This is a genomic window from Mycobacterium simiae (assembly GCF_008370645.1).
Classification (GTDB): domain Bacteria; phylum Actinomycetota; class Actinomycetes; order Mycobacteriales; family Mycobacteriaceae; genus Mycobacterium; species Mycobacterium simiae_A.
Map to the genome: position 1 here is coordinate 1 of NZ_VTZN01000170.1, position 10,097 is coordinate 10,097.

Genomic DNA, 10,097 nt, shown 5'->3' on the forward strand with positions numbered 1-10,097 from the left:
ACCGCCAAAACCGCCGGGGTTGCCGGGCGCAGCCATAAACGTGCTGGCCCCACCTGCCCCGCCGGCACCGCCGTTGCCCCACAGCCAGCCACCGGCGCCGCCGGCCCCGCCGGCACCAGCGTTACCGGTGGCCGAACTCGCGCCTGCCCCACCGGCACCCCCGATGCCGATCAAACCCGCGGCCCCGCCGGCCCCGCCGCGTTGGCCGGTACCTGCTGCACCGGACCCGCCGGCTCCGCCGTTCCCGAGCAGCCAGCCGCCCGGTGCCCCGTTTTGCCCCGTGCCAGCAGCGCCGGCGATGCCGTCGCCGATCAGTGGCCGTCCGGTTAGCGCCTGCACGGGGGCGTTGATCGCGCCCAGCAGACTCTGGGCTTGCGCGGCGTTGGCGGCCTCGGCGCTGGCATACGCTCCCGCGCCGGCGTTCAAAGACTGCACAAACTGGGCATGGAACGACGCCGCCTGTTCGCTCAGCGCCTGGTAAGTGCGGCCGTGGGCGGAGAACAAGGCTGCAATCGCCGCTGACACCTCGTCTTCAGCCGCGGCCAGCACGCCTGTCGTCGAGTTGGCCGCGGCCGCATTGGCCTCAGCGAGGATGGAACTCAGACCAGTCAAATCGGCCGCCGCCGATGCCACCATGTCCGGCACCGCGATCAAAAAAGACATGAAACCCCTCCGCTCGAGCCAGCGACACGACTATTTGGCGAACATTCATTTCGCGTCGCTGAATTTATGGTTGACGTTGCAATGTTAACTCAACGACGCAATTCCGTAAAGTCCCATCAGCAAACCTAATGAATTGTCATCAACGTCTATTTATATACGCATCGTAGATCCCAAACGGAGGATTGATTCCGTCATCGTGTTCACCACGCCGCGCTGTGCTAGCGGCGTCAGATAAGTTAGTAACTTAAATCTTTCGATACAGCAGCGGCAGTCGTTCGGCGCCAGCGTGCAGGATCTGGATGGGGGTCAATCCAACTCCGACTAAGATAATTCTCCTTAATCTCGCTATCATTAATAGCAAATATCATGCTAACACCGAAAGTTGACGTCTAAGCACCTATCGCATAGCGGCACGCCTGGACACTTACTGTTGGTTCTCAAATTCATGACTCCCAGTGGCTTGTCTGCTGCCTATGCGGGCCGTCATCTAGAACCGGATGAAGGGGCCAGCGCCGGTGCCGATGTTGGCGATGCCGGCGAGCAGGTTGGGGATGGTCGGGTTTCCGGTATGCCCGAGGCCGGAGAGGGCGTTGCCCAGGTTGAGCAGGCCAGCGAATGCGGGAGGCGGCTTCGACGGAAGCGATCGCTGGGGCGTTTTGACCGAACAGGTTCGACAGCACCAGCGACACCAGGTTAGAGCGGTTGGCCGCCACCATAATGGGTTGCACCACCGCCGATCGGACCGCCTCGAACTCAGCCACCAACGCCCCGGCTTGCGTCGCCGTCTGCCGGGCCTGGGCGGCCGTAGCCGACAGCCAACCCGCGTAGGGGGCTGCCGCTGCCATCATCTCCGCCGCCGACGGCCCTAGCCATGAGCCGCCGACCAGCCCCGCGGTAACCGATCCAAACGACGTCGCGGCAGCCTCTAATTCGTCTGCCAGTCCGCCCCAGGCCGTCGCGGCCGCCATCAATGGTTCCGGTCCGGCCCCGGTGGATATCTGAGCCGAATTGATCTCTGGTGGCAATACCGAAAAGCTCATCGCCCAACCTCCATTATGGGGCCTCCCTGATGGGGCCCCACGCCGGTATCAACGCATGCCAATCCGGCAATCGCCGTGCCGCACTCGGTTCTTGTTGAGCTGATCTGCCATGCAACACACGTCATCCCGCGCCTTCAGCGACCCGTTCGACAAGTAGTCGTGGCATTACCTTGACGGGGGAAAACGTGCAGGTCAACGGCGTGGAGCCAAGTTGAAATGGGCCACCGGCGGACCGCTCTGCGGGCCGTCTCAGCGCGGCGTCAGGACCTGCAACGATGCTGAGAAAAGATGCTATCTTCGTCTCACGATTAGAAATTGGGCTGGATCTGCTGGACGAATGGACATGCGACCAAGTGGCTGCTGATGACTGGCTTCTCGGAGGTGATCGCCGTGAAGCCGCCGCCGATCGTATCTACGACGCCGCAGCCGAGCTCATCGCCCATGACGGACTCAACGCACTCGACATGGATAAGCTGGCCACCCGAGTCCATTGCTCACGAGCAACCATTTACCGGTACGTCGGCGGGAAAACCGAGATCCGTAATGCCGTCGTCCGGCGGACCGCGACGCGCATTGTCGAGAACGTACGTATGACAGTCGAGACGCTGGGCGGGGTGGAGCGACTCGTCGAAGCGATGATGTTGACAATCCGACAAATTCGGTCTGACCCAGTGTGCCAACTCATGATCGGCTCTAGTCGCGGTGGCACGCGCCAAGTAGCCTGGCTCGCGGAGTCGCCGCTCACCGCCCAGTTCGCCACCGACCTTGCCGGACTTGCCAGCGGTGATCCTCAAGCCGCGAGATGGGTAGTTCGAGTTGTGCTGTCTCTAATCTATTGGCCGGGCGAAGACGACGACGCCGAACGCCGACTAGTGCAGAATTTCGTCGCACCCGCATTCGCCGAACGTCAGTAAGGCCTACTCGTCGCCGAAGTTCTCGTAGAGCACGGGCAGGAAGCCGGCCAGGTGGTTCATCTCCTGTGCGCAGTGCACCAGCAGGTTACGACCGCTGGCCACCGGGTCGCCAAGTATCCGCGATGCGATGGGACGCACAGCTTTTGACGCGACGCCAGGGGCCCTGCGCACCGCGATGAGCGGTCCGCCCATCCAGAACCGGGAACGCATCTCGGCCCCACTTGGTGTGGACCGGATGTGGTGGATGAACCATCCCACGTCAACCGGGGCATCACCGGCGCCCAGCCGGGCACAGACCGACACCGCATCATCGCTATCGGGAGGACAGCCCAACTCCTGTGGCGCGATGAATTGGATCGCACCGTTGAGTAGCGATGAGCCGATGTACTCGCTGATCAACGACCAGCGGCCGATGTAGCGCTGGGAGCCCTGGTGGCCTGCATCGGTTCCGTCTTTCCAGGCGACGGACAGGTGTGCCCTCGGATGCCACAGCTTGTAGCGCCGCGTGTCGCTTCCGTGCCAGCCAAACCACCATGACCACATTGCCGGGGTGACACCGGGCATGTCGGTACGGACGGATACGTGATAGCTGCCGTCATCGAGTACCCCGTAGCCGTTTTCGGTCTGCTGGTAACCCTGGTCGGCGACGCTGGCGGCGTCGTCGAAGGCCAACAGCGCCATCCCGCCTTGCGGACCGTGCTGCAGCGCCTGCACGACATGCTGTGGCAACGGCGCCATTTCGGGTTTGAAGAACTTGCCGAACGGTGTGTCCGCGTCGTCGTTGCGGTAGCCGAGGTAAAGATCGCTGGCCATCAGAGTCGTCCCATCCAACTGTTGAAGAGTTCATCGGGGTCGTATTGGTCGCGCACTCGGTCCAGCTTGGCCATGGCCGCGTCGCTAGCGAAGCGCGCCGGACGCTGGGCAAGGTTCTCATCAGCAAGCTGAATCCCGGTGGCCAGATGGGACATCGCCTCCATGTTGGAGCGCGCCCAGTCGGCGTAACGTGCGCTGTCGGCCGGGTCCGTCGCATCATTCCAGGAGCCGTAGAGCGCCAGGTAGATGTCGGCTTCGATGCTGTAGGCCATGTCTTGGCGAGGAGGGCACGGGCCCCAGTTCAGCCAGAGGAAGTGCGCCGGATGCGGGGGCAACGTGTCCAAGATCGTTCGGATACCCGGTAGCAGCTCTGCTGCCGAAGCTGACGTCCACATGTTGTCCACGGCGTAGTGATGGTCGGACAGATAGTGAGTCATCGCGATGTCATACCAGCTGGGCAAATCGGTTGGCATATAAGGGATTTTGATGATCGCCTGGTCGGCGACCGGGCAAGTGCCGAACAGGGCGAGAGCCTTTGCGGCCTCCTCGTCAGAGTCGGCGAACGCGGGCGAGGCAAACGAGATCACGGGCACGTCGATGCCCATGTTCGGTTCACCGCGGGAGGCGACAGCCTGCAGCTCGACGCGCGGATCGACGTCAGCGCTGATCGCGCGGGCCCAGGTAAACACCTCCTCGGCCAGCTCGAATGGGTAGAGGTACACGCTGGTGCCGCAGGCGGCCGGCCGCGGGTACAGCTTGAGATAGAACGACGTGACGACGCCGAAAAACCCCGGGCCAGCCCCGCGAGCAGCCCAGTACAGGTCGGGGTGATGGTCTGCATCGCAATGGATTTGCTCGCCATCTGCGGTAATGACGTCCAGGCCGATGACGCTCTCGCAAGCCGGGCCATAGACTCGACTGTTCCAGCCGTATCCGCCCTGTAGCAGATAGCCGCCGACACAGACGCCCTTGCAGTGGCCCCCTGGGAAAAACAGATTCTGCGCCTGCAGATCGGCCATCAGCACGCTGCCGCCCTTGCCGGGACCGACCACAGCGGTTTTGGATTCGGCGTCGATCCTCGCGTGGTCGAGACGGCTGACATCGAGCAGCACGGAGCCGTTGCGCAGATGGCTGGCAGCGAAGCTGTGCCCACCGGACACGATGTTGACCTTATGACCGTTGGCTTTGGCGTAACGAAGACCCGCTTTGATGTCGTCGGTGTCGGCGGCCTGCACAATCACCTCGGGATAGCGCTCAGGCACGCGCTGATGCCACACACTGCCGCGGCGAGCTGCTTCGTAGCCGTCATCGCCGCGAAACCAATGCCGCCCCGCCGGCAAAGCAGTCATGGCCATCCCCTTTGATCCACATTTCGGCTCTTCAAAATCCGCTGTGCGGACCACTATAGTGGAACTGTGGCCATCAGGGAACGAAAATTGCCAACGAATCGCGACGAAGGTATCCAGGTATTGCGTCGGGCCGCTGCCGCATTGGACGAAATCGCCACGGAACCGGGCCAATTGCGCCTCGTCGACCTCAGCGAGCGGTTGGAGCTGGCCAAGTCGACCACCCGCCGTCTGCTGGTCGGACTCGTCGAGGTCGGCTTGGCGAGTGTCGACAACCGCGGCCACTTCTCGCTCGGCGAACGTCTCCTGGGGTTTGGGAGCGCGACCGGAGCACACGTCGCCGCGAAATTCCGGCCCACCATCGAGCGAGTGGCTACCGCAACTGGAGGCGAGACGGTCGACCTGTCGATTCTGCGTGGCCAGCGCATGTTGTTTGTCGACCAGATTGAGTCGACACACCGACTACGAGCGGTTTCCGCAGTCGGTATTCGGTTCCCCTTGGACACGACGGCCAACGGAAAGGCGGCGCTTGCGGCGCTCGACGACGCTGGCGCCGAGGCTGCTCTCGCTCGGTTCGACGACGAGGTTGCCGAGCGGCTCCGCCGCGAGATCGCCGATATTCGTCGCACCGGAATTGCTTTCGACCGTGATGAGCACACACCGGGGATCTCGGCGGCCGCGATCGCGCGGCGGGCCGCAGGGAACAAAGTGGTAGCGATTTCGGTGCCGACACCAACCGGGCGCTTCCGCGGTAAGGAGCAGCTGATCATTGCTGCACTGCGCGCTGCCGCCGACTCTGCGGCCTGGGCGCGCTGACCGCCCGCAACCCCGTCACTCAGCGGGCTGGCGCGGCGGACCCGGCGAAAAGCTGACCCCACTCCTCGCGTGCCGCCGACTGCGCATCCACAAAGCTGGCCGTTGCCTTTCCCGAATTTCCGGCCAGATGGACCAGCGCCCATGCCATGGCGAACACTGATACGTTGTGTCGTTGTGCCGCTCTGAACAGCTCGTCGAAGGCTGCCTCCGAGGGGCAGCGACGAAGACCGATCAAAATGCCCCGCGCGGTGTCGAGAATGCGGCCAGAATTCGGGCCACACGAGATATGGGTGGACACCCAGTTTGCCGTCATGCCGTGTCTACCTCCTACCTATATCGCCCAGGCAACCGGCCGATGTCGCAAAGGCCGGGTTTTGCTAGCGTGCGTGGCGCTGGCGCTGCGTGCCATGATTTGTCGATCCATGCGGTAGTGCCAGATTGCCGACGAGATCGGTATGTAGCCGTAATAGTTCTGGTATCGGGGCAAGATCGGGCTGACGCCGCCCGGACGGGCTCGGCCTTGCCGAATTAGCCTGCGAGAGCAAGCACCTCGTCGAAGCCGGCAACGAGAGCATCATGGAAGACGGTGTAGTCGGGTATCGCGGCGGTGTCGACGTCGATGCCCAAGGAGCAGGTGTCGACGTAGGACAACAACGTGACGTTGACCGACGCGCCGATCGTCGGGCCGAAAGCATATTGCGCCCGCACCGCGGCTCCCCCTAGGAATACAGGCACCGGGACGCCGGGCACGTCGCTGGTCAAGAAATCAACGTGACGCAGGACCGAGCCGATGTACCACCGCGGCATCAGGTTGAGAACGCCGGCAATCACTTGGGTGTACGGTAGCGACTTTTCCTGCCGGACGGCGCTGACGCGCTCGTGGATGGCCCTGATCCGTTTTGCTGGGTCAGCCTCGCCGACGGGAATATCGAACCGCATCAACGTGATTCGGTTTCCGCCCATGTCATCAGTCTTTGTGCGCAGGCTGATTGGCATGGTCAAGTGCAAGTCACCCACCGCAACGCCGTGTTTCTCGTGATAAATGCGCAACCCACCGGCTACCCCGGCGACAAAGGCATCGTTGAGCGCGCCGCCACACCGGTGCGCCGCCCCACGCAATGGCACTCGCGGAACTTCGTGCACCCCAAGGCGCCGGATGAGGCTGCGCTCCCCGATCAGTGCAGATCCGGTGTGACTCAACGGGCGAACGGTTCGGTAGATCGAGGCTGCATTGGCCGCCGCCGACCGGGCCGTCGCGATCGGTCGCCGAATAAGGCCGTACATCAGTCGCGGCGCCCGGCTGGCCGTGCCGGTCAATGACTGGGCGAGCAACGAAACGCCATAGCGCCAGGAGTCGCGGTACCCGTCGAGCGGTGATGACCCGGGCAGCTGCTGCGCATCCGGCAGCGGCTCCTGCTGGTAATGCTCTTCGGAAAGGTCGAATAGGCGCATCGCAATCTGGATCCCCCCGACACCATCGGTGAGGGCGTGATGGAATTTGCAGATCACGGCGGCGCCGCCGTCGGGCAGACCCTCGACCAAGGTCGTCTCCCAGAGTGCTCGGGCCCGGTCGAAATCCTGCATCTCGGCCACCCGGGCCATCTCGAGCACGTCGTCGAGGGTGCCGGCTCCGGAGACGGCCACCTGCCGCATGTGGTAATCCAAGTCGAAGTCGGCGTCGTACTCCCACCGCGGTGGGGCAGGCGGCGGTGATTTGACCACCCGCTGGCGAAACATCGGCAGCTCGCGGCTGATCAGGGCGAACCGTCGGCGTACCTCGTCCCAGTCCGGGGAACGATCCAGCAGCACCACCGTGACTACCGTCGATCGAAGCCGTGGATCGGTTTCCATCGCCCAGGTAAAGGCGTCGCTGTTGCGCATGAACTCGGTCATGAGGTCTCCACGCACAAAACGTACGACGCTTGGTGGCCGCGGTCACTAGTTGGTTACCAGCCAATGACTTTGGTCCCTATAAGTCGGGTCGTTGGTCGCCCGGTCAGGGGCCGAGCACCCGCCGGGTGTAGTCGTTGAGGAAAACGCGGTTGGGGTCGAGGCGATCGCGGACTGCCGCGAAACGGTCCCACGCGGGAAACCGATCGCGAAGCGTGGCGGCGGTCTGATAATGGCGCTTGCCCCAATGCGGCCGGCCCGCGTACTCGTTCATGATCTCTTCGACAGCGCGAAAATAGGTCTCGAACTCCATGCCGATGTATTGGTGCACCGCGATGTAGCAGGTGTCGCGGTCATGCGCGCAGGACAAGAAGGCATCGTCGGGGGCGCCGAACCGAACCTCGAGCGGGAACATGATCGGCAGCTGACGACGGCGAACGAGGTCGATGACGCGCTGGGTTGCCGCACGCGCATGCGCGCGGGGAATCGCGTACTCCATCTCGGTGAACTTCACGTTGCGCGCGCTGGCGTAGACCTGCCAGCCACGGTCCTGGACGGTGGACTCCGACATCAACCTGGTCATGAGTCGGTTCAAACCTGGTGCGGCGGAGGGGAATTGCCGGCCGGTGCGGCAGATCAAGCTCAGCGCCGCGTTTTCGACATCATCGGTGATCCGGCGTTTCCACCCAGGTATGGGTTTGGGCGGCTCGTTGCTGCGGCGCGTAGTGCGCGTCAGCGCGGTATCCCCGTAGGGAAACACGAAGAACTCGAAATGGTCGCTACCGTCCACGTACTCGTCGAGCCGATCCAGCGTCTGACTCAGTGGCCTCAGCTCGTCAGCGCGATGCAACGTGAACAGCGGCACCACCGTGAGGGTCACCTGCGAGATCACCCCCAAGGCGCCGATTGACACCCGAGCAGCCAGGTAGTCGTCACCTTCGGACAGGCTCAGGACGTCGCCGCTGGCGGTGACCAGCCGCAGCGCGACGACTTGCGCCGACACGTTGGTGAATCGGGCCCCGGTGCCGTGTGTCGCGGTCGAGGTCGCACCGGTGATCGACTGCTTGTCGATGTCGCCCTGGTTCTCCAGGGCAAGGCCGTGCTCCGCCAAGTGTGAGAAGGTCGGGCGTAGTTTGGCGCCGCCTTCGACCGTCGCCACGCCCGCGGTTTTGTCTATATCGATCACCCGCTGCAGGCCGGTCATGTCGATCATCACGCCGTCTGTGCACGCGCAGTCGGTGAACGAGTGCCCGCTGCCCACCGCCTTCACCCGCTCACCGCGCTGTGCAGCTCGTGCCACAATGTCGGCCAGCTCGGCCTCGGTGCTGGGCCTGGCCACCTTCGACGGCGCGCACACCTGCTCGCCGGGCCAGTTACTCCACACTGTGCTCACCGCGCCAACTCCCTCACCACTGATTCAGCCACGGTGACTGCGTGCGTCACCGTCGCATAGACGACGTTGTCTGGCGTATCGGACATCTGGTGGTAGTTCGCCAGCGACTTGTGGCGGTCGATCGAGGAGAAGCAGGCGGTCGGGTAGCCCGCGCGACTCATGATCACCGCATCGGTGCTGTTGCGTGATCTCATGCCCCGTCGCAGCGGCGCCTCGGCACGCTCGGCGGCTCGCACCGCCAGATCACGAAAGGGCCGGTAATAGTAGTCCTCCATGATCGTGGTGCCCTCGCCCTCGAGCATGATCAGCTCAGGGGAGCCGACCGTGTCAAAATTCAAGAAGTAGCTGTGGTCACGGTCCAGCTCAGACTTGTGGCGGGCAATGAAACCATAGATGCCGCCCTGCAACTGCTCCTCGGCGCCCAGGGACACCAGCAGCACTCGCACCCCATCGACTGGGTGGTCGCGGAGCCGCTCGGCTAACGCGACGATCAGTGCGACGGCGGAGAGATTGTCGTTGGCTCCCGGCACGATCGGACTACGGGCAATGTCAGTAAAGGCCGCCACCCCGATCGCGCTCATCGCGGCTCCGGCAAGCATCATCTTGCGGCTGCTGCGCAGCGCCCCGACACCGGCGACCGCCGGCGCCAAGATCGACGGCCACCAGTTCGGCAGTGAGGTGTCGATACGCTCGACGAGGCCCGGGAATCGCTCGACGAAAAATCGTTGATAGCCGGGCTCAAAGAACTTTCCGCTATGCGCGGCGTCGTGATGAGCGCACACCACCACCGTTTGCTGGCCCGCAGGGTCACCGGCCTCGGCCACGACATTCCAAGTGGCTCTAGGCTTTTGGAGTCTCTTGCGAGCGACGCGTATCCCGTTGGAACAGTCGTCGGCTATCGCCAGCCCCGCGCCCAGTCCCGCCAGGGCGGCCGGGATCCGCAGCCGCCGGCTAACCAAGCCGGCGACCGCGGCGCCGACTCCGACCGCTGAAAGCTTGGCGTGCAGCCGTGGGTAGCCGTCGTAGAACAGTTCCTCTTCGATCCGCGCATGTTGTGCCCCGGCAGCGCGCAGCCGCTCGACGATCCAGGTGGCCGCCTGGTGCTCCCCTGGCTCGCCGGCCGCCCGTTCGATCGGCGCCAGGGTCTCGACGACCTCGCGCATCGTGGCCAGCTCGGTCGGCAGTGCGGTGATCGCGGTCATAGCAGCTCCTTGTCGCGCAG

9 protein-coding genes and 1 pseudogene are annotated in these 10,097 nt (G+C 63.8%); 2 read left to right on the forward strand and 8 right to left on the reverse strand.

Annotation, left to right across the window (positions count from 1 at the left end; genetic code table 11):
* Positions 1 to 663 (reverse strand): PE family protein (locus F0Q45_RS21055; RefSeq protein ID WP_149655788.1); only part of this gene is annotated, 663 nt, incomplete at its 3' end.
* A 602-nt stretch (positions 664 to 1,265) separates the two neighbouring features.
* Positions 1,266 to 1,703, reverse strand: a pseudogene (locus tag F0Q45_RS21060) (PPE family protein); the annotation flags it as partial.
* A 353-nt stretch (positions 1,704 to 2,056) separates the two neighbouring features.
* On the opposite strand from F0Q45_RS21060, the gene F0Q45_RS21065 reads away from it, so the two are divergent.
* Complete coding sequence (locus F0Q45_RS21065) at positions 2,057 to 2,617, forward strand: TetR/AcrR family transcriptional regulator (protein WP_149655796.1); 561 nt, start codon at positions 2,057 to 2,059, stop codon at positions 2,615 to 2,617.
* Positions 2,618 to 2,620: 3 nt separating this feature from the next.
* On the opposite strand, the gene F0Q45_RS21070 is transcribed toward F0Q45_RS21065, so the two are convergent.
* Both F0Q45_RS21070 and F0Q45_RS21075 read right to left on the reverse strand, forming a co-directional pair.
* Positions 2,621 to 3,430: a DAPG hydrolase family protein gene (locus tag F0Q45_RS21070; protein ID WP_149655797.1), complete on the reverse strand. Its 810-nt coding sequence runs from the start codon at positions 3,428 to 3,430 to the stop codon at positions 2,621 to 2,623.
* Positions 3,430 to 4,779, reverse strand: a complete 1,350-nt coding sequence (locus F0Q45_RS21075; RefSeq protein WP_149655790.1) for an FAD-binding oxidoreductase — start codon at positions 4,777 to 4,779, stop codon at positions 3,430 to 3,432. Before F0Q45_RS21075 ends, F0Q45_RS21070 begins: the two co-directional genes overlap by 1 nt.
* A 66-nt stretch (positions 4,780 to 4,845) precedes the next feature.
* On the opposite strand from F0Q45_RS21075, the gene F0Q45_RS21080 reads away from it, so the two are divergent.
* The gene (locus F0Q45_RS21080; protein WP_149655791.1) at positions 4,846 to 5,592 is read left to right on the forward strand and encodes an IclR family transcriptional regulator; all 747 of its coding nucleotides are present in this window, start codon (positions 4,846 to 4,848) and stop codon (positions 5,590 to 5,592) included.
* A gap of 19 nt (positions 5,593 to 5,611) precedes the next feature.
* On the opposite strand, the gene F0Q45_RS21085 is transcribed toward F0Q45_RS21080, so the two are convergent.
* From F0Q45_RS21085 to F0Q45_RS21100, 4 genes are all read right to left on the reverse strand, one after another.
* Entirely contained in the window at positions 5,612 to 5,905 is a 294-nt protein-coding gene (locus F0Q45_RS21085; RefSeq protein WP_149655792.1) for an ANTAR domain-containing protein, read from the reverse strand.
* A 215-nt stretch (positions 5,906 to 6,120) separates the two neighbouring features.
* Positions 6,121 to 7,485: a wax ester/triacylglycerol synthase domain-containing protein gene (locus F0Q45_RS21090; protein ID WP_149655793.1), complete on the reverse strand. Its 1,365-nt coding sequence runs from the start codon at positions 7,483 to 7,485 to the stop codon at positions 6,121 to 6,123.
* 103 nt (positions 7,486 to 7,588) lie between these two features.
* Positions 7,589 to 8,875, reverse strand: a complete 1,287-nt coding sequence (locus F0Q45_RS21095; RefSeq protein WP_149655794.1) for a D-arabinono-1,4-lactone oxidase — start codon at positions 8,873 to 8,875, stop codon at positions 7,589 to 7,591.
* Positions 8,872 to 10,077: a M28 family metallopeptidase gene (locus F0Q45_RS21100; RefSeq protein ID WP_149655795.1), complete on the reverse strand. Its 1,206-nt coding sequence runs from the start codon at positions 10,075 to 10,077 to the stop codon at positions 8,872 to 8,874. The genes F0Q45_RS21095 and F0Q45_RS21100 overlap by 4 nt, the downstream gene beginning before the upstream one ends.
* Positions 10,078 to 10,097 lie beyond the last annotated feature (20 nt).